Annotated in this window: 17 protein-coding genes; 7 read left to right on the forward strand and 10 right to left on the reverse strand. The window is 69.1% G+C overall.

What is annotated here, in order from left to right; genetic code table 11:
• Positions 1-18: 18 nt before the first annotated feature.
• Both AAEX60_RS01510 and AAEX60_RS01515 read right to left on the reverse strand, forming a co-directional pair.
• On the reverse strand, positions 19-993 hold the full coding sequence (locus tag AAEX60_RS01510) for a 1-phosphofructokinase family hexose kinase (protein WP_342100619.1): 975 nt from the start codon (positions 991-993) through the stop codon (positions 19-21).
• Positions 990-1,757: a DeoR/GlpR family DNA-binding transcription regulator gene (locus tag AAEX60_RS01515; protein WP_342100620.1), complete on the reverse strand. Its 768-nt coding sequence runs from the start codon at positions 1,755-1,757 to the stop codon at positions 990-992. The genes AAEX60_RS01510 and AAEX60_RS01515 overlap by 4 nt, the downstream gene beginning before the upstream one ends.
• Before the next feature lie 298 nt (positions 1,758-2,055).
• Between AAEX60_RS01515 and ptsP the strand changes: the two genes are divergently transcribed.
• Positions 2,056-3,714 carry a phosphoenolpyruvate--protein phosphotransferase gene (ptsP, locus tag AAEX60_RS01520; RefSeq protein WP_342100621.1) on the forward strand — a complete coding sequence of 553 codons (1,659 nt, stop codon included), beginning with the start codon at positions 2,056-2,058 and terminating at the stop codon, positions 3,712-3,714.
• A 477-nt stretch (positions 3,715-4,191) separates the two neighbouring features.
• Here ptsP and AAEX60_RS01525 read toward each other — a convergent pair whose 3' ends face one another.
• The 4 genes from AAEX60_RS01525 to AAEX60_RS01540 all read right to left on the reverse strand — a co-directional run bounded on the left by AAEX60_RS01525 (position 4,192) and on the right by AAEX60_RS01540 (position 7,245).
• Positions 4,192-4,851, reverse strand: coding sequence for a GNAT family N-acetyltransferase (locus AAEX60_RS01525; protein WP_342100622.1), 660 nt, complete (start codon positions 4,849-4,851; stop codon positions 4,192-4,194).
• A gap of 305 nt (positions 4,852-5,156) precedes the next feature.
• A complete protein-coding gene (locus AAEX60_RS01530; RefSeq protein WP_342100623.1) occupies positions 5,157-5,744 on the reverse strand; it encodes a universal stress protein in 588 nt (195 codons plus the stop codon).
• Positions 5,744-7,123 (reverse strand): MFS transporter, encoded by a 1,380-nt coding sequence (locus tag AAEX60_RS01535; RefSeq protein ID WP_342100624.1) that lies wholly within the window; start codon positions 7,121-7,123, stop codon positions 5,744-5,746. Before AAEX60_RS01535 ends, AAEX60_RS01530 begins: the two co-directional genes overlap by 1 nt.
• A complete protein-coding gene (locus AAEX60_RS01540; protein ID WP_342100625.1) occupies positions 7,120-7,245 on the reverse strand; it encodes a hypothetical protein in 126 nt (41 codons plus the stop codon). Before AAEX60_RS01540 ends, AAEX60_RS01535 begins: the two co-directional genes overlap by 4 nt.
• On the opposite strand from AAEX60_RS01540, the gene AAEX60_RS01545 reads away from it, so the two are divergent.
• The 4 genes from AAEX60_RS01545 (at position 7,237) to AAEX60_RS01560 (ending at position 12,579) form a co-directional block, all read left to right on the forward strand.
• Entirely contained in the window at positions 7,237-9,600 is a 2,364-nt protein-coding gene (locus AAEX60_RS01545; protein WP_342100626.1) for an ArnT family glycosyltransferase, read from the forward strand. The two genes, AAEX60_RS01540 and AAEX60_RS01545, sit on opposite strands and share 9 nt — an antisense overlap.
• Before the next feature lie 138 nt (positions 9,601-9,738).
• Positions 9,739-9,939 carry a hypothetical protein gene (locus AAEX60_RS01550; RefSeq protein ID WP_342100628.1) on the forward strand — a complete coding sequence of 67 codons (201 nt, stop codon included), beginning with the start codon at positions 9,739-9,741 and terminating at the stop codon, positions 9,937-9,939.
• Positions 9,940-10,350: 411 nt separating this feature from the next.
• Positions 10,351-11,796, forward strand: a complete 1,446-nt coding sequence (locus AAEX60_RS01555) for a hypothetical protein (RefSeq protein WP_342100630.1) — start codon at positions 10,351-10,353, stop codon at positions 11,794-11,796.
• 24 nt (positions 11,797-11,820) lie between these two features.
• The gene (locus AAEX60_RS01560) at positions 11,821-12,579 is read left to right on the forward strand and encodes a sulfite exporter TauE/SafE family protein (RefSeq protein ID WP_342100670.1); all 759 of its coding nucleotides are present in this window, start codon (positions 11,821-11,823) and stop codon (positions 12,577-12,579) included.
• Between the two features lie 32 nt (positions 12,580-12,611).
• On the opposite strand, the gene AAEX60_RS01565 is transcribed toward AAEX60_RS01560, so the two are convergent.
• Together AAEX60_RS01565 and AAEX60_RS01570 are read right to left on the reverse strand one after the other, a co-directional pair.
• A complete protein-coding gene (locus AAEX60_RS01565) occupies positions 12,612-12,767 on the reverse strand; it encodes a hypothetical protein (protein ID WP_342100631.1) in 156 nt (51 codons plus the stop codon).
• 367 nt (positions 12,768-13,134) lie between these two features.
• Entirely contained in the window at positions 13,135-13,302 is a 168-nt protein-coding gene (locus AAEX60_RS01570) for a hypothetical protein (RefSeq protein WP_342100633.1), read from the reverse strand.
• Between the two features lie 535 nt (positions 13,303-13,837).
• Between AAEX60_RS01570 and AAEX60_RS01575 the strand changes: the two genes are divergently transcribed.
• Positions 13,838-15,601, forward strand: a complete 1,764-nt coding sequence (locus AAEX60_RS01575) for a DEAD/DEAH box helicase (RefSeq protein ID WP_342100635.1) — start codon at positions 13,838-13,840, stop codon at positions 15,599-15,601.
• Positions 15,602-15,628: 27 nt separating this feature from the next.
• Here AAEX60_RS01575 and AAEX60_RS01580 read toward each other — a convergent pair whose 3' ends face one another.
• Positions 15,629-15,826 carry a hypothetical protein gene (locus AAEX60_RS01580; protein ID WP_342100636.1) on the reverse strand — a complete coding sequence of 66 codons (198 nt, stop codon included), beginning with the start codon at positions 15,824-15,826 and terminating at the stop codon, positions 15,629-15,631.
• A gap of 947 nt (positions 15,827-16,773) precedes the next feature.
• On the opposite strand from AAEX60_RS01580, the gene AAEX60_RS01585 reads away from it, so the two are divergent.
• Positions 16,774-17,220: an endonuclease domain-containing protein gene (locus AAEX60_RS01585; RefSeq protein WP_342100637.1), complete on the forward strand. Its 447-nt coding sequence runs from the start codon at positions 16,774-16,776 to the stop codon at positions 17,218-17,220.
• A 176-nt stretch (positions 17,221-17,396) separates the two neighbouring features.
• Here the strand turns inward: AAEX60_RS01585 and AAEX60_RS01590 are convergent, their stop codons facing one another.
• Positions 17,397-17,543: a hypothetical protein gene (locus AAEX60_RS01590; protein WP_342100638.1), complete on the reverse strand. Its 147-nt coding sequence runs from the start codon at positions 17,541-17,543 to the stop codon at positions 17,397-17,399.
• Positions 17,544-17,849: the final 306 nt, after the last annotated feature.

Below are 17,849 nucleotides of genomic sequence, written 5' to 3' on the forward strand. Positions count from 1 at the left end.
GCTGCTGCGTTCTGGGGGTCAGCCGACGGGGGTGACGGTGACCTGCTCGGGCAGGGTCTGCTCGGGCGACGGGAGCTGGGAGCCCGGCAGGGCCGCGGCCCCGGAGCCGTAGGCGACGGCCCGGCGCAGGCGTTCGGGGGCGTCCAGGCCCTCCACGTCGGCCAGCAGGTAACCGGCCAGCGAGGAGTCGCCGGCACCCACGGTGGAAGCGACGTCGATCCGCGGCGGCGTGGCGTGCCAGGCGCCGTCGGCGGTGACCAGCAGGGCGCCGGAGCCACCCAGGGTGACCAGCACCTGGCCAATCCCCTGCGCGGTGAGCCGGTGGGCCGCTTCCAGCACCGGAGCCCAGTTGCCCTTGGCCGCCTCCGCCTCCAGCGCCAGTCCGTCGGTGTCGCACAGCTGGCCCAGCTCCTCGGAATTGGGCTTGACCAGGTCGGGAGCGGTCGTCGGCAGGGCGGCCGCCAGGGCCTGCAGCGGGGCGTCGGAGGTGTCGACGGCCACCTTGACGCCCAGCTCGTGCAGCTGGTTGACCAGGTGGACGTAGGCATTGGTCGGGGTGCCGGGCGGCAAAGAACCGGACAGCACGGCCCAGGTGGCCACCCCGCCATTGGCGGTGCGGGCGGCGCCCACCACGGTGTTGCGCAGGGTGACCAGCAGTTCCTCGCCCAGGGCTGGGCCCGGCTCGTTGAACTTGCTGGTGGTGCCGTCGGCCTCCACCAGGGTCAGGTTGGAGCGCGCGGGCGAGCCGATCGGCACATTACGGTAGGCCACGCCCAGGGAGTCCAGGCCCAGCAGCAGCGGGTCGCCGTCGTCGGCGGGCAGCACGGCTACCACGTCCTGACCGGCCAGGTGGATGGCGCGGGCGACGTTGACGCCCTTGCCGCCGGGTTCGCTGGTGGCCGGCCCCAGGCGGTTCACCCCACCCCGGGTGACGACGCCTTCCACCTGGGCGGTGCGGTCCAGGCTGGGATTGGCGGTGAAGGTGATGATCATGCGACGACGACCTCGATTCCTCGTTCGGTGCAGCGTTCCCGCTGCAGATCGGAGACGGCATCCGTGACGATCACGTCGATGTCGTCGAGTGTGGCAAAACTGGTGGCGGTCTCGGCGCCGAACTTGCGGCTGTCCGCCAGCACCACCACCCGGCGTCCGCAGTGGACCATGTGTTCCTTCACGATGGCTTCCTCGGAATCCGGGGTGGACAGGCCGTGGGCGGCGCTGATCCCATTGGTGCCCACGAAGCAGACGTCCACCCGCAGCTTGTTCAGCCAGGCGACGGTGTTGCCGCCGACGCAGGCCTGGGTGACGCCGCGCACGTGGCCGCCGAGCAATTGCACGTCGACGCTGGTGCGGGCGCTCAGGGTGGCGGCGATCGGCAGGGAATTGGTGAAGACCGTGAGCTTGCTGCTGGCCGGGATCAGGGCCGCCAGCCGGTTGGTGGTGGTGCCGGCGTCCAGCAGGATGGAGCTGTAGGGCTGCGTGGGCAGCAGTTCGAGGGCCTTGAGGGCGATCCGCTCCTTCTGTTCCGCGGCGCTGTTCTCCCGGTCCACGACGGCGAGGTCGCCCAGCGGCAGGAATTCCGAGGGCATCGCGCCCCCGTGTACCCGGTGCAGCACGCCCTGGCGATCCAGCACCTCCAGATCCCGACGGATGGTCTCCGGCGTGACGTTGAACTGCTCCGCGGCGCTGCTGACCTGCACCCGCCCCTGGCTACGGGCGAGCTGGACGATCAGCTGACGTCGCTCCTCGGCGTACATGCGGTGGGAACCTCCTGGGCGCCTCCGTTGGCGCAATCTGGTGCCGAAACAAACATGAAACCTTGTTGGAACATGTCTGATTATGTTGAATCGTATGGCTTGGGAGTCGCTGGCGCAAGGCTTTTTGAACCTTCCTGCTGTGACATTTCTCCCGCGGCTGATTTCGCTGGGACCCCCTCGAAAGCGTCACAGAGGTGGTCTAGGGTGTTGGCACACCTGCGTGGAAGCAGATGGTGCCCCGATGCTGGCGGCCGTCGACGGCCGCGGCGTGAGGCCAGACTTGGAAGGGTTTTTCCCAATGAACAGTGCATCCGAAATCAGCGGCACCGGCGTTGTCCCGGGCGTCGCCTACGCGCCGGCGATCTGGACCGCTCCTCGCCCGCAGCTGCCCGAACACAGCCCCAATCTTCCCGAGGAAGGCCGCGAAGCCGAGGCCGGACGCTTCCAGGCCGCGGCCGCCGCCGTGAGCAGCCGCCTCTCCCAGCGTGCGTCGCATGCCACCGGCGTCGCCGCCAATGTGCTGGAGGCCAACGCCTCCATGGCCAGCGACAAGGGCTGGCACAAGGCCATCATCAAGAAGATCAAGACCGGCATCCCCGCCCACCTGGCCGTGGCCCGCACCACGGACGAGTTCGTGATCATGTTCGAGAAGATCGGCGGCTTGATGGCCGAACGCACCACCGACCTCAAGGACATCCGGGACCGGGTGATCGCCGAGCTGCTGGGCAAGCCCGAGCCGGGTGTTCCCACCCCGGAGGTGCCCTCGATCCTGCTGGCCGATGACCTGGCGCCCGCCGACACCGCCGGCCTGGACCCCACCCTGGTGATCGGTCTGGTCACCGAGCTGGGCGGCCCCACCAGCCACACCGCCATCATCAGCCGCCAGCTGGGCATCCCGTGCATCGTCGCGGTCTCCGCCCTGCAGGGCATCGCCGCCGGCACGCCGCTGCTGATCGACGGCGCCGCCGGCACCGTCAGGACCGGCGTCGACCCGGCCGAGGCCGAGGGTCTGGTGCAGGCCGACCACGAGCGTCGCGAGGCCATCCGCAGTTGGCGCGGTCCCGCCCAGCTGGCCGACGGAACCCCCGTCGACGTGCTGGCCAATGTCCAGGATGGTGCCGGCGCCGGGCGCGCCGCCGCGAGCGAGGCCGCCGGCATCGGCCTGTTCCGCACCGAGCTGTGCTTCCTCAGCGCGGAGAACGAGCCCGGCATCCAGGAGCAGGCCAAGATCTACCGCGAGGTGATCGGTGCCTTCCCCGGCAAGAAGGTCGTCGTGCGCACCCTCGACGCCGGCTCCGACAAGCCGCTGAAGTTCGCCAACTTCGACGATGAGGAGAACCCGGCGATGGGCGTGCGCGGCGTCCGGATTGCCGAGGACCAGCCCGAGCTGCTCACCAACCAGCTGGATGCCATCAAGGCCGCCAGCGACGGCAAGCCCACCTGGGTGATGGCTCCCATGATCGCCACCATCGACGAGGCGAAGGACTTTGCCGCGATGTGCCGGGAACGCGGCCTCAAGCCCGGCATCATGGTGGAGGTGCCCGCCGTCGCCGTCCAGGCCGAGAAGTTCCTGGAGCACGTCGAGTTCATGAGCATCGGCACCAATGACCTGACCCAGTACACGATGGCCGCCGACCGGATGAGCCCCAAGCTGGCCAAGCTCACCGACCCCTGGCAGCCCGCCGTGCTGGCCATGATCGGGATGACCGCCGCGGCCGGCCAGAAGCTCGACAAGCCGGTGGGCGTCTGCGGTGAGGCCGCCGCCGATCCCTACCTTGCCTGCGTGCTGGTGGGCCTGGGCGTCACCTCGCTGTCGATGGCCGTCGCCGCCATCCCGGCCGTCGGCGCCCAGCTGGCCAAGGTCACCCCGGAGCAGTGCAAGGCCGCCGCCGAGGCCGTGCTCGGTGCCAAGGACACGGCCGAGGCCCGAGCGCTCGCCCGCGAGGCGCTCAGCTGACACACGGGAGCTCCGCCCCGTGTCCCCCGGTCGGGACTTCGTCCCGATCCCAGCTTCAGATGGAGCCCGGCCATCCACTTCGGTGGGTGGTCGGGTTCTTTCTGTTCTGGAGTCGCTTCGCTCCTTGCTCTCTGTTCCGCCCGGGCGCACCGGCTCCTTCGTCGCTTGCCCGGCCATCGGGGGCGCTGCGCCCCCCGAGCCCCCAGCGGTGGTTCCGTTCGTCGCTGGGCTGTGGTTTGGCTGGTGTTGGGTAAGGGGTGGGAGTCTCTTCGCTCCGTGCTCTCTGTTCCGCCCGGGCGCACCGGCTCCTTCGTCGCCTGCCCGGGCGGGCTTCCCGCTCGTTCCTCGCGCTCGTAGCGGCGCCTCGACAGGCTCGGGGACCATGGTGGCGTGACGTGGGCAGTGGCCCAAGCACGGTGGCCGAGCTTGTCGAGGCCCTTGTCAGGCTCGGGGACTGTGGTGGCGTGCGGTGGCCTGTCAGAGCTCCAGGCGGAAGGCGAGCAGCTGGACGTCGGGGCGGGGAGACCAGTCCAGCTCCGGCGCCCGGACAAAGCCCAGCGAGCGGTAGAGGGCATGGGCCGTGGTCATCCACGGCGAGGAGGAGATCACAATGGCGGCCAGCCCGTCGGCGCGCGCCCGGGAGACGGCGGCCTCCACCAGCAACCGGCCGGCGCCGGAACCCTGGGCGGCCGGATCGACGGCGAGCATCCGGAACTCGCCCTCACCCGGCCCGGCGAGCTCCCGCAGCGGCGACCCCTCCGGGCACCAGGTCAGCGTGCCCACCACCCGGTCCTGATCCAGCACCACCCAGACCTCCGCCTGCCGGTCCCGGGAGGCGACATCCCGCAGCACGTCCAGGTAGGGGTCGTCGTGCCGCAACTCCCCGCCGTCCAGATAGGCGTGTACGGCCACCCGGCCCGTGGCCTGGTACTCATCGGCGGAAGCGCGCTGCACGGTCAGACCCCGGCTGGCCACCCGTTCGCCCGGGCGCACCAGCACGATCCGGCCCGACTCCAGATCCAGCGGCTGTGGCCCACGGCCCGCTCGCTTGGCCTGCACCACGTTGACCTTCTGGAACTCCTTCTCCTCGCGCAGGTAGCGGGCGCCGTTGTTGAAGGTCTCGAAGAACTCGGTCATGGCGTGCCTCCCTGGACGCTGGTGGGCCCAGCCTAGACCCAGCCCGACGAGTGGGTCGATGGACCAATTCTGAGAAATGACCTCTGGATTTCGACCTCCAGAGGAGACCGCGCGGGGACGGCTGGATCCCGGAGAATCTCGTGGTCGATTTCCAGAATTGGACGGTTGAGCAGCAATACCCCTCGACAGGCTCGGGGACCGGGGCGGGTGATGGTGTGGGCTCGGGAGATCGTGGCGGAGGGCAAGAAGGAGCCCGGCCACCCACCGGAGTGGATGGCCGGGCCTCGAGCTCGGACAGGGTGGGGCTATTCGCCCGACGGGGTGTCGGCCTCGCCCCAGTCCACCGGGACCTCCTCCGGCACCGGGGGAGCGTCCGGGTTGTCCTCCGGCACCACCAGCTCGGTGACCGGCATGGAGGGGCGCACGATCAGCACCTCGCAGGTTGCGCGCTTGACCACGTCGGTGGCCACCGTGCCCAGCAGTCGGTCGGCGATGGAGACGTCCTGGATGGCGCCCACCACGATCAGGTCGGCCTGGTGCTGACCGGCAATCTGCAGCAGGGCGGAACCCGGTTCCCCGTCCACCAGCAGCGCCGCCTTCACCCGGGCGCCGTAGCTCCGGGCGATCGCCACCCCGTCCTGCACCGCCTTCGTCGCGGCCTGCCGGCCGTGCACCTGCCCCAGGCTGGAGGGGTCATTGCCCAAAGAGTTCACATTCTTCGCCTCGGCGCGACGCGAGATGCTGGACCACGCGCACACGATGATCAGGTCCGCGTCCTCACGCAGCGCCAGCCAGGCCGCGCGGGCCACCGTGGGGCCGGCCAGGGCCGACCCGTCGGTGCCCACCACGATCGTCTGGTAGTCGTTCATCTGCATCTGGTTGGTCTGGCTCATCAGTGGGCTCCCATCGGGACGGCGGTTGTGAGGTCATCGACGTCCTTGACGATCGGCGGCTCCTTGATGAACAGCATCACGACGCCGGCGATCGCCAGGAGGATCGCTGCGAAGGTGATCGCATTGACCGGGTTGTCACCCAGCAGGTGCTTGTAGACCCAGCCGAAGGTCAGCGTCTGGATCAGCATGGGGATCACGATCATCATGTTGACGATGCCCATGTAGACGCCGTAGCGGGTGGACGGGATCATCCGCACCACCATGATGTACGGCACGCCCATGATCGAGGCCCAGGCGATGCCCAGACCGACGATGGCCACCATCTCAAGCCAGCGATTGTTCATGTGCGGGAAGATCAGCAACCCGGCCGTCGCACACCACAGACAGATGGCGTGCACCCACTTGGCGCCCAGCTTCTTGGCCAGCGCCACCAGGCTGAAGGCGATGCAGAAGGTGACGATGTTGTAGGTGGCATTCACCTTGCCGGTCTGCGCCACGGCCTCCTGGTAGAGCGCCGACTTGGTGTCCGTCGTGCCGTAGAGCACCTTGGCGATGCACAGGCTGATGAACTGCCAGTAGCAGTTCATGGCGTACCACTGGAAGAAGTAGACCAACGCCAGCACCTTCATCGCGGTGGGCATGTCGACGATCGCGTCGCCGATCTCGCGGAGGAAGGCGCCGGCGCCGCCGCTGCTCTTCTTCTCCTTGAGCGCGGCCAGTTCGGCGTCGGAGGGAACATTCTCCGGCGTCGAGATGACCGAGACGAGGACGGTCACCAGTGAACAGACCGAGCCCAGCATGAAGGCGCCGAAGGCCCACTTGGGGATGCCGACGCCGGTGCCCAGGCCGAAGATGGCCTGGAAGAGGCTGATCGACAGGTTGGCCAGGGTGATGCCCAGGCCGGTGAAGAAGCTCTGCGCCAGGAAGCCCTTGCCCAGCTGCGACGGGGGCAGCTTGTCGGCGATGAAGGCGCGGTAGGGCTCCATCGCGGTGTTGTTGCTGGCGTCCAGCAGCCACAGCAGCAGCGCGGCCATCCACACCGCCCAGACGAAGGGGAAGAGGAACAGACAGACGGCGCAGCCGATGGCGCCGATCAGGAAGAAGGGACGGCGGCGGCCGCGGAAGAAGCCCTTCTCAATCCAGGTCCGGTCGCTCAGCGCGCCGATCAGCGGCTGGATGAACAGGCCCGTGATCGGGCCAGCCAGGTTGAGCAGCGGCAGCTCGTCGGGGCTGGCGCCCAACATGGAGTAGATCGGGTTGATCGCGGTCTGCTGCATGCCGAACGAGTACTGGATGCCGAAGAAGCCCAGGTTCATCAGCAGGATCTGCTTCATGTCCATCAGCGGCTTCTGCCGCACGGTGGTGACCGTCGTGCTCATCGGGCACCTCCGTCCACGGGCGTCGCATTGGCCTGCAGCCACTGGTTGAAGCGCTCCATCTCCAGTTCCCAGCCCTCGGTGTGCAGGTCGGACTGCGCCGGGTCATAGGGCCCTTGGATCACCCGCACCAGGGTGCCCTTCCTGCCCATCTTGGTGAACTCGACGCGCAGTTCCAGCGGCTGGTCGGCACCGAGGCGGGAACCGGTGCCCACACGGCATCCGGGACACCCGCCGAACGGGGCCGGCTGGCCCGCTTCCTGCTCGGTTCCCGCCGGGACCCGGCCTGGGCCCGGCCGGCGCTGTGGGCCCTGCTGGCCCTGTCCGCCGTCGTCTACCTGTGGAACCTGACCATCAGCGGCTATGCGAATGACTTCTACGCCGCCGCGGTGAAGTCCGGCACCCAGAGCTGGACGGCCTGGCTCTTCGGCTCGTTGGATTCCGCGAATGCCATCACCGTGGACAAGCCCCCGGCCTCGCTGTGGGTGATGGGCCTGTCCGCCCGGATCTTCGGCTTCTCCTCCTTCTCCCTGCTGCTGCCGCAGGCCCTGATGGGCGTCGGGACGGTGGCGACGGTGGCCGCCGCGGTCCGCCGCTGGCACGGTCACCTGGCCGGGCTGGTTGCTGGCGCCCTGGTGCTGGCCACCCCCGTCGCCGCACTGATGTTCCACTTCGACAATCCCGACGCGATGCTCACCCTGCTGATGAGCCTGGCCGGCTACCTCGTCGTGCGCGCGCTGGATTCGTCGACGGTGGCCGATGCCGGCTCCACGGTGTCCGAGCGCGGGGCCACGCTGGCTGAGCCCGCCGAAGCCACCTCCCGCACGAGCCACGCCGCCCTGGGTTGGATGATCGCCGCCGGCGCCGCGATCGGCTTCGCCTTCCTCACCAAGATGCTGCAGGGCCTGCTGGTGCTGCCCGGCTTCGTGCTGGCCTACTTCCTTGCCTCGCGCCACAACCTGAAGACCCGGACTGGCCACCTGCTGGCCGCGCTGGTCTCCATGATCGTCTCCGCGGGTTGGTTCATAGCCCTGGTCTCGCTGTGGCCGGCGGCCAAGCGCGCCTACATCGGCGGCTCCACCAACAACACCCTGTGGGAGCTGGCGCTGGGCTACAACGGCCTGGGACGCATCGTCGGCGGCTCCGGCAATGGCGGCGGCGGAGGCGGTGGGGGTGGCTTCGGCGGCACCGCGGGGATCTTCCGGATGTTCAACAGCCAGTTCGGCACCGAGATCAGTTGGTTCCTGCCCGCCGCGCTGATCCTGCTGGTGGCCGGCCTGGTGGCCCGCGGCCGCGCCCCCCGCACCGACCGGGCCCGCACCTCGCTGGTGATCTGGGGCGGCTGGCTGCTCTCCACCGCGCTGGTGCTGAGCTTCATGGAGGGCACCGTGCACTCCTACTACGCCGTCGCCCTGACCCCCGGGATCGCCGCCACCATCGCGGTGGCCGGCCTGGAGGTCTTCCGCAAGGGGCGTCGCGACGGGGTCCTGGGCGTCGCCTGGCGAACCGTGCTGGGCCTGGCCGTCGCGGTCACCGCGGGCTGGGGCTCCCACCTGCTGGCCCTGAACGCGTCGGGCTGGCACTCCTGGGTCCGCTATGTCGCCCTGGTGGGCGGGATCGCCGGGGCGATGGCCTATGTGGCACTCGGCGTCGCCAAGGACAATGCGACGCTGAAGAAGCTGGCTGTCGGCGCCCTGCTGGTGGGTTCGCTGAGCGCGGCCGCCCCGTCGGTGGCCTGGACCGTCGGCACCGTGAACGTCGCCCACACCGGATCGATGCCGGCCTCCGGTCCCGCCGTCGCGGGTGGCCAGATGGGCATGGGTGGCGGCGGTCAGATGGGCGGCACCCCGCCCACCGGCACCGATGGCGCCCAGTCCGGCAGCACCCAGTCCGGCACCAGCAGCACCAGCCAGTCCGGGACGAGCCAGCAGGGCACCACCCCCACTGGTAACCCGCCGGCCGCCCCCAGTGGCACCAGCCAGTCGGGCGCTGCCCAGTCCGGGACTGCCCAGTCGGGGACCACCCAGTCCGGAACCACCGCCGGCACGGGCACCACCTCGGGTACCGGCGCCAGCACCGGGACCACCCAGCAGGCCCGGAACGACGGCGCCCGGGCCGGCGGGCCTGGCGGGTCGGCGTCGGCCAATTCCGAGCTGGTGGCCCTGCTGAACCAAACCAGCTCCAAGTGGTCGGCCGCCGTGATCGGTGACCAGACCGCGGCCGGCTACATCCTGAACTCGGACACGGCGGTGATGTCGATCGGCGGCTGGAGCGGCACCGACAACAACGTCACCCTGGAGCAGTTCAAGGCCTACGTCGCCAACGCAGACATCACCTACTTCATCTCCGGCGGCGGGATGGTTGGTGGCCCCGGCGGCAAGTCCGGTCCGGCCTCCGAGATCAGTGAGTGGGTGGCGGCCAATTTCACGTCGACCACGGTGGGCGGCGCCACCGTCTACCACCTGACCAGCGCCAGCTGATCCGGACACCGTTCCACGTGGAACGACGCCAGGTACGCGCCCCCGGCTCCGGCCGGGGGCGCCTCTGAGTCCGGGAAACCAAGCGGGCTTGGGTATCCGGCTTGGAGATTCTTTGACCCGGGGTGCACCATGTGAACCATGGCGGCACGATTCCTTGAGGCAAATACCTGTCAGGACGCCTGCGGCATCCTCAAGACCAAGGATGAGGTCGAGGGCGCCCCGGTCTACCGTTGCCCCGGCTGCGATTCTCGCTGGATCGAGCTCGACGAGCGCACGGGGGAGAAGAATCACCCCAAGACCAAGAAGTCGGCGCTGGACAAGCTGCTGCACCGCCGCTGACCAGCCACCCCGCGCCACAGTGGAGGCTCCCCAACACCCCGGGACTTCCCTCGAACCCTTCCCCCCTCGTCCTGGCCGGGACTCACCGTCGCAGGTTCGCAACCCCCGTCCTTGCCGTGGCTCTCCGCGGCAGGTTCGGGGTCGGCCCGGGCGCGGTCACCCCGGAAGGCCGCGAGCACCGCACCCTGAGTCAGCGGGCTGAAGGCTCGCGGAGAATTGCGGTCATCCGTCCACTTCTGGAAAGTGACCACCGGATCCGTCGGCAGCGGGCCTCTCCCGCCAGAAGCGCGGGGCCGGGCCGGTTCCAGAGGTCGATTCCCAGAACCACCCGCCGACGCGTGCCGGGTGGAGCTGGCGGGCCCACGTGAGAGTGGCGCCGGACGGAGCTTCAAGCCGCGTAGGCTTTGGGGCATGCGTGCCCAGAATCCCGGACCCCTGCAGCGGATCGCGCTGCTCGGTTCCGCTGGGCTCCTGATGGTGTCGGGGTGCACCTCCGTCACCCGGCCGGGCGCTCCCGAGGCGGAGAGCACCCCTCCCTCCAGTCAGCCGACCGTGAGCAGGTCCCCGGGGGAGGCCTCACCGTCGGAAACGGTGGTGAACCAGCCCACCGAGGCGGCGCTGGTGTGGAGCAGCACCCAGTCACGCCCGGCCAGCGACGTGGTGAATGTGATGGGGCACGCCATCGTGGTGGCCAGCGTCAACAAGCACCTGGAGGTCCAGGAGCTGGACTTGGTCACCGGGTCGGTGACCTGGGCCCACCGGGTGAGCTCCTCGATGGTCCCGCCCGAGGTGGCGATGCCGGTGACCGTGCTGAAGGAACGCTACGTCGCCATCCTGGAACCCCTGCGCGGCCCCGGCCAGCGCTCCCGGATGCGGTTGCTGGACATCCAGCAGCGCGGCAAGGCCGTGGCCGATTCCGACGTCTTCCAGTTCACCAGCTTCCCCGAGGTCTGCCAGGATGACCGCAATGCCGTCTGCGCCAAGGCGCTGACCGGGGTCAAGCCCGTCGAGGTGCGGCTGGATGCCAACGGCACCAGGTCTTCCCACCCCCTGCCGGACGCCGGCGACAGCTATGAGGACCTGGGCCGCTACGGCCTGGTCCGCTTCCTGGAACCCAAGAGCCGCAAGGCCGCGATCGGGGTGGAACGCAAGGGCAAGCTGATCTGGCACCGGCTGGAGGCCGACATGTTCGGCAAGCTCTCGCCCAGCGCCGGCTGGACCTTCAACGCCGCCGGGCCGGTGATCTACGGCACGGCCCGGCTGCCGCGCGCCACGGTGGCCCAGCCGATGCCCCAGCGGCGGCTGACCCTGGGCTTCGAGGCGGCCACCGGCAAGACCCGGTGGAGCCTGCCGGGGGCCGACATGGGCTGCAATTCCCGCACCGACGTCACCCTCGTCTGCGAGTGGAAGGCCGGGACGGTCCGCCACAACGGCGAGGTGGTGGGCGGCCGGATGGTGGTCTCCCGGATCGACCCCGAGACCGGACGTCGGCTGTGGACCAGCCGACCCTTCCAGCTGGCCGGCAAGGATGCCGGGGCGCTGGGCACCAGCGGCACCGGCGTCGTGGTGACCGAGCCCACCGGACGCACCTTCCTGGACGCGGCCACCGGTGAGGCCCGCCCCGCCCTGCCCAGCGATGTCACCTGGCGACGGGTGACGATCCAGGTGGACAGCATCGACGGACAATTCCAGGGCAGCGCGAAGGTCGGCACCCGGGCAGCGGTGGTCAACCGCAATGAGCCGGCCACCGAACCCGAGCACTTCTACCAGCCGCTGCCGGACCAGACCGGGGCCAGCTTCGGCAACCTGCGGGTGCTCAGCCTGGCCGGCCGGGTGATCGCCCTGCGGGTGGGCTGAGGAGGCCGGACGCCGGTGGAGCTGATGGCATGGTGGACCCTTCCGTTCGGCCTGCTGGTGGGTCTGGTGATGGGCAGCCTCGGTGGCGGTGGGGCCATCCTCACCGTCCCGTTGCTGGTCTACCTGCTGCACCAGAGCCCGCACGCCGCCGCGGAGGGCTCACTGGTCATCATCGCCATCTCATCGCTGATCGGGCTGTGGCCGCATGCCCGGGCCGGCCGGGTGCGGTGGCTCGACGGCCTGGTCTTCGGCGCCCTGGGGATCGTCGGCTCGATGGTCGGCTCCGCGGCTGCAGCCCGGATCCCCGGGGAACTCCTGCTCAGCCTGTTCAGCGCCCTGCTGCTGGTGGTGGCCGGAGTGATGTTGCGCTCCCGGCGACGGGGGCGGCCCGACGGCAGCGGGGTGGCCCGGCCCTTCTGGCAACTGCTGCTGACCGCCACCGGGGTGGGCCTGCTGACCGGCTTCTTCGGGGTGGGCGGTGGTTTCGCCGTCGTGCCGGCCCTGATCCTGGTGCTGGGCTTCGGGGTGCGGGAGGCGATTGCCACCTCCCTGCTGGTGATTGCCATCAACTGCCTGACCGCCCTGGCCTCCCGGCTGGCGATCGGGGTGCACCTGGACTGGGCGGTGATCCTGCCCTTCGCACTGGGGGCGTCGGCGGGCAGTCTGGGCGGTGCCCGGATTGCCCGCCGGGCGGACCCGGCGGCCCTGCAGCTGGCCTTCGCCTGGCTGTTGGTGCTGCTGTCCGTGGTGATCGGGGCCCAGAACATCCCGCGGCTGTTCTGAGTGAGGGCTCGCTCGCCGGGCGGTTAGGCGCCTCAGCAGGCGATCTGCAATGGCGCGGTGACCTCGTCGTCCGTGGCGGAGAGAATCACGTCGGCCATCTGGGTGGGGGCCGGGCTGTCGGCCAGCCAGAGCATGCCGGCCAGCAGCCAGAGGCTGACCAGTGCGGCGACGAGAGCAAGCGGGGTCATGGGCGCTCCTGTTCGGGGGTTCCAGCGGTGATCCCCCGAACACCGCACCTCATCGTCGAGGCGGGGAAACTCTAGCGGGTCGATCCCGCGGATGGACACCGGGTCTGGGAATTTTGCGAGCCAACCCGGGCCGGACACGACAGGACCCGGCCACCCCGAGACGGGGGCCGGGCCTGCGCCGTGACGATTCCGTGTCACGAAGCGGTGTCTGGGGAAAGACTGATCAGTCATGTCCCGGCTGTGGCGTGCCGGACTGTCTGCCGGCCCCAGCTCTTGCGCAGTAGGTCCAGCGGGCGTCCGCGCGTCACCGACGCCGCAACCGCCGCGGCTACTGCGCGGCGGCCTGAGGCGGCTCCACGGGATCTCTTCAAGCAGCCTGAGCGGCCTGCTGCTCCTGGTACTCCTGCCGGGTGATCGGCTCGCTGCGGTCGGCCAGGACGGCGTCGATGCTGGGCCGGGCGGTCTTGCTGTCGGCCACCCACAGGAAGCCGGCAACGGCCCACAGCGCGACGACTGCGACGATCAGAGCGATCATGTTGGAGTCCTTCCGAAAAGGGTCTGGAGCAAAGGATCATCTGCTTCCGGCCCCCGCCGGGAAGTCTTGTCTCCGATGGCCCCGCGACCCCCGAAGTTTTCTTGCAGCGGTCCCCACCGCCGTGATCAATGCTGTCATCCAGCCCGTGTGGATGCAATGGGACGAGGGTCCAACTCGGGAGATCTTCAGCTAGTAATCCCACTGTGACTAGGTGATTAGATGTTGTTCGGTTGACTTGTACGTAGGTCCTACTAGGGGTTATGTGACCCATGTCACAGCCCTTGGACCGGTGGGTGGTGTTCCTCGCCCGTGCTTGGGGAAGTGTGGGGTATGGGCCCACGGAAGCCAGATCTGCGCGCACTCCGGCGCGCGGCCGTCGGCACCAGGTGGTCCGGGCGCTCGATGGCAGGATTCGCTTTGATCTGGCTGATGACGAGTAAGGCCAGCGCCTCGGGTTCGGGTAACCTCGGTCTCCCATGTCACTGCCCCGCCGCGGCTCGGCCGCACCGTCAGCCCGGGGGAGGGGTGCAGCGCAATGAGTACCTCGGCCTTCGAACACAACATTTCGCCGGCCTGGCCCGGGCGCGCCCCATGGGGCACCGCCCGCAGCCTGCGCGCCTGGCAGCAGGAGGCGCTTGACCTCTACCTGCGTGACGAGCCCCGGGACTTCCTGGCCGTCGCCACCCCCGGCGCCGGGAAGACCACCTTCGCGCTGCGGGTGGCGGCCGAGCTGCTGCACCGCCGGATCGTGGCCCGCATCATCGTCGTCGCCCCCACCGAACACCTCAAGGTGCAATGGGCTGAGGCGGCCAGCAAGGTGGGGATCAACATCGACCCGGGCCTGGGAGGTTCCAAGCGCGGCCGCTCCAAGGAGTTCGACGGGATCGCGGTGACCTATGCCGGTGTCGCCGCCCGGGTGCACCACTACCGGGCCCGCATCGAGAACTTCAAGACCCTGGTGATCCTGGACGAGGTGCACCACGCCGGCGACGCCCTGAGCTGGGGCGACGCCATCCAGGAGGCCTTCCTGCCGGCCACCCGTCGGCTGGCGCTGACCGGTACCCCGTTCCGCTCCGACGAGTCCCCGATTCCCTTTGTCAACTACGAGGAGCTGCCGTCGGGGGCCAAGCAGTCCCGGGCCGACTACACCTACGGCTACGCCGAGGCGCTGCGGGACAATGTGGTGCGTCCGGTGATCTTCATGGCCTACGGCGGGCCGATGCGCTGGCGGACCAAGGCCGGTGAGGTGTTGGCCGCCAATCTGGGCGAGGCGCTCACCAAGGATCTCACCGCCCATGCCTGGCGCACCGCATTGGACCCCAAGGGCGAGTGGATGCAGTCGGTGCTCAAGGCCGCCGACATCCGGCTCAGTGAGGTGCGGCGGCATGTGCCCGACGCCGGCGGCCTGGTGATTGCCACCAACCAGACCCAGGCAAGGGCCTATGCCAAGATCCTGCACCACGTGACCGGGCAGAAGCCCACCGTCGTGCTCTCCGACGAGGAAGGGGCCTCCAAGCGGATCGAGGCCTTCAGTGCCTCCGAGGACCGCTGGCTGGTGGCGGTCCGGATGGTCTCCGAGGGCGTCGACGTCCCCCGGTTGGCCGTCGGGGTCTACGCGACGGCCACCTCCACCCCGCTGTTCTTCGCCCAAGCCGTTGGGCGCTTCGTGCGCACCCGTCGCCGCGGGGAGGTGGCCACCGTCTTCCTGCCCACCGTCCCGGTGATCCTGAGCCACGCCGCGCTGTTGGAGCAGCAGCGCGACCACGTGCTGGGCGGCAAGAAGAAGTCCGACGAGGACGACCTTTTCGCCCAGGAGGACCTCCTGGTGGAACAGGCCAACCAGGACGCCAAGGCCTCCGATGACCTGCTGGGGGAGTGGGAGGCGCTGGAGAGCGTCGCCCAGTTCGACCACGTGATGTTCGACTCCCAGCAGTTCGGGCTGAATGCCGAGCCCAACTCCCAGGAGGAGCAGGACTACCTGGGCCTGCCCGGGCTGCTGGAGCCCGAGCAGGTGACCGACCTGCTGCGGGAACGCCAGCGCCGCCAGCTCAAGCGGCAGGAACGGCGGGACAAGAAGGAACACGTCGCTCCGGAGATCAGCCTGCACCGTGCGCTGGAGACCAAGCGCAAGGAGCTGAACTCGCTGGTCAGCCAGTACGCCCGCTCCCGCGGCATCCCCCACTCCCACATCCATGCCGAGCTCCGACGCCAGGCCGGTGGCCCGCCGCTGTCCCGGGCGTCGACGGACCAGGTGGACTCCCGGATTCGCCTGATCCGCAAGTGGCACACCGGCAAGTAGCGACGGGCCCTCGCGGCGCCGCCGACATCACGGCTTCGGGAAACCCTTGGTCAGGGTGGGCGGGTCATAGCTCTCGACGAGGGTGCCGGCCACACCGCCGGTGGGTGCCAGCTGCTGCTGCCGGTACTCGACCAGATCGAGTGTGGTGCCGTCCAGCCGTAGGGTGACGGTGAGCCCCTTCTCTCCCCCGGCCTTGCCACACGTGGGTGAGTGTGATGGTGCCATTCTTCGAGGACTGGGTGGTTCCAGGTGCCGCGGCGGCCGCCGCGATGAGGGCCCTGCGCATGGTCCCGCTTGCGCCAGGCGACGGCGAAGGTCTCCGCCACCACGTCCTCCGCCAACTGCGGCCCCACGTGACGCAGACAGTAGGCCATCAGTCGGTCTGCGGTCTCGCCGTGGATGACCGCGAAGCAGCCGCGTCTGTGGTGTTCACATCAGGTAGTGCCCGCACAGGCCTCAGCGTTACCCAGTCCGCGACCGGCGCCATGCCCGGGATCAAGGCGCCCGCGGGCCTTCCGAGCCGCGTCACTGCTGGTTTGCGCCACAAACCACATCCTGAGTGGGACCCGGTGCATCTATGGCTCTGGCACGGAACGAGGATGCAGTTTGTGGCGCAGACCGGTGGCCAGTCGCGGGGCAGGACCCTCGGGGCGGCCTGCAGTCACGCAGCGCCCCCGGGTCTGAGAAGTTGTCCACAGGCGGAGTTGTCCACAGGCAGCCCGATGGCGTGACACAGAAAGGGCCCAGATTTCAACACTCTGGGTATGGAGAATCTCGCGAGCCCCCACGGGGGCATCTGGACAACGAAGGATCTGCTGGCCGCTGGCTGGGGTCAAACCGAGGTGAGGCATGCACTGACCGCCGGGAAACTGACCCGGCTCCGCAAGGGCTGGTATGCGGATGGCGGCGCGGACGAAGAGACGAAGCGCGCCGTCAGGCTCGGGGGTGTGGTGAGCTGCGTCTCCGTGCTCAAGCGGGAAGGGGTTTGGGTGCCTGCCTCATCGGATCTCCACCTGCGCTTCTCTCGACACTATTCGGACCGTTCGCTTCCTTCCGGTGTCGTTCGGTGCCGCCCCCTGCACGGGCCGGAGCGGGCACCGGTGGCGGCGGTTGATGATCTGGGCTTCGCCGTACGAGCCGCGTGGTACTGCCTGAGCTCGGAGGATTTCGTGGTGGCAGCCGATTCCCTGGTGAACCTCAAGAAGATGACGAAGGGTGACATCTCCTGCGCGCTGGGGCGGGGCGATCGTTTCGAGCGCGTGTTGGCCCTGTGCGCCTGGGCCGAATCCGGCACGGAGAGCCTGACCCGGCTGCGCCTCCAGCGGCACGGGGTGCTGCTCCAGACCCAGGTGCAGATTGGCCAGATTGGGCGGGTGGACCTGCTGGTGGGGGAACGGCTGATCATCGAGGTGGACAGTAGGGCGCACCACACCGGGGAGGAGAATTATCGCAAGGATCGGGAGCGGGATCTGCAGTTGCGCGCCCTGGGGTACATCGTGGTTCGGCTCACCTATGAACAGGTGATGTATCGCTGGGATGAGGTGGAACCGCTGATCCTGGCCATGATCCGGCGGGGCGACCAGTGGTGGGCCTCGCGCCGAAGGCGGTTGGTCGCCTGATCCCAGATTGTCTGTGCCACAAACCACATCCTGAGTGGGGCTCGGTGCACCTATGACGCTGGCCCGGAATCAGAATGCAGTTTGTGGCGCAAACCGGGTGTCCCTCGCACTCACTGACCCAGGGGGCAATGAGAAGTGCCCCGGCCGCAGGGCCGGGGCACGTCAGGGGGTCAGGGTCAGCGCTGCTGGATGATCGGCGCGACGGGGGAGGACTGGTTGGCCAGGACGGGCTCGGCAAAGAGCGCCGCCACCGCAATCAGCACCACGGCGGCGAGGCGTTTGCGCAATCGCTGCTCCTGGGCAGGGTCGGAGCCAATCTTCATGTACCCGACAGTACGGTGACCAACTTGTACGCACAACGGGTTGGGCGCCCCGGAAGGCCAAGATGATCCTGAGATTCCTTCATGAAATTTAGGATTCAAGGCCATTCTGGGGGTGCCCAATGTGCTCGAGAGAACAGCTGATCCCAGCCCGTGCGCAGTACGCCCAGTACCGCCACACGTGCTGGGATCACCAGCTCAGCCCGCCCGGGGAACCGCTGATCTACACCGGTTCCGTGGAATCAGCATTGCCCGTCACTCCCCGGAGTCAGGGCCCGTCGGTCCCCAAGCGGGCCGCGCCGTGCCTTG

This window comes from Luteococcus sp. H101 (genome assembly GCF_038433155.1).
Classification (GTDB): domain Bacteria; phylum Actinomycetota; class Actinomycetes; order Propionibacteriales; family Propionibacteriaceae; genus Luteococcus.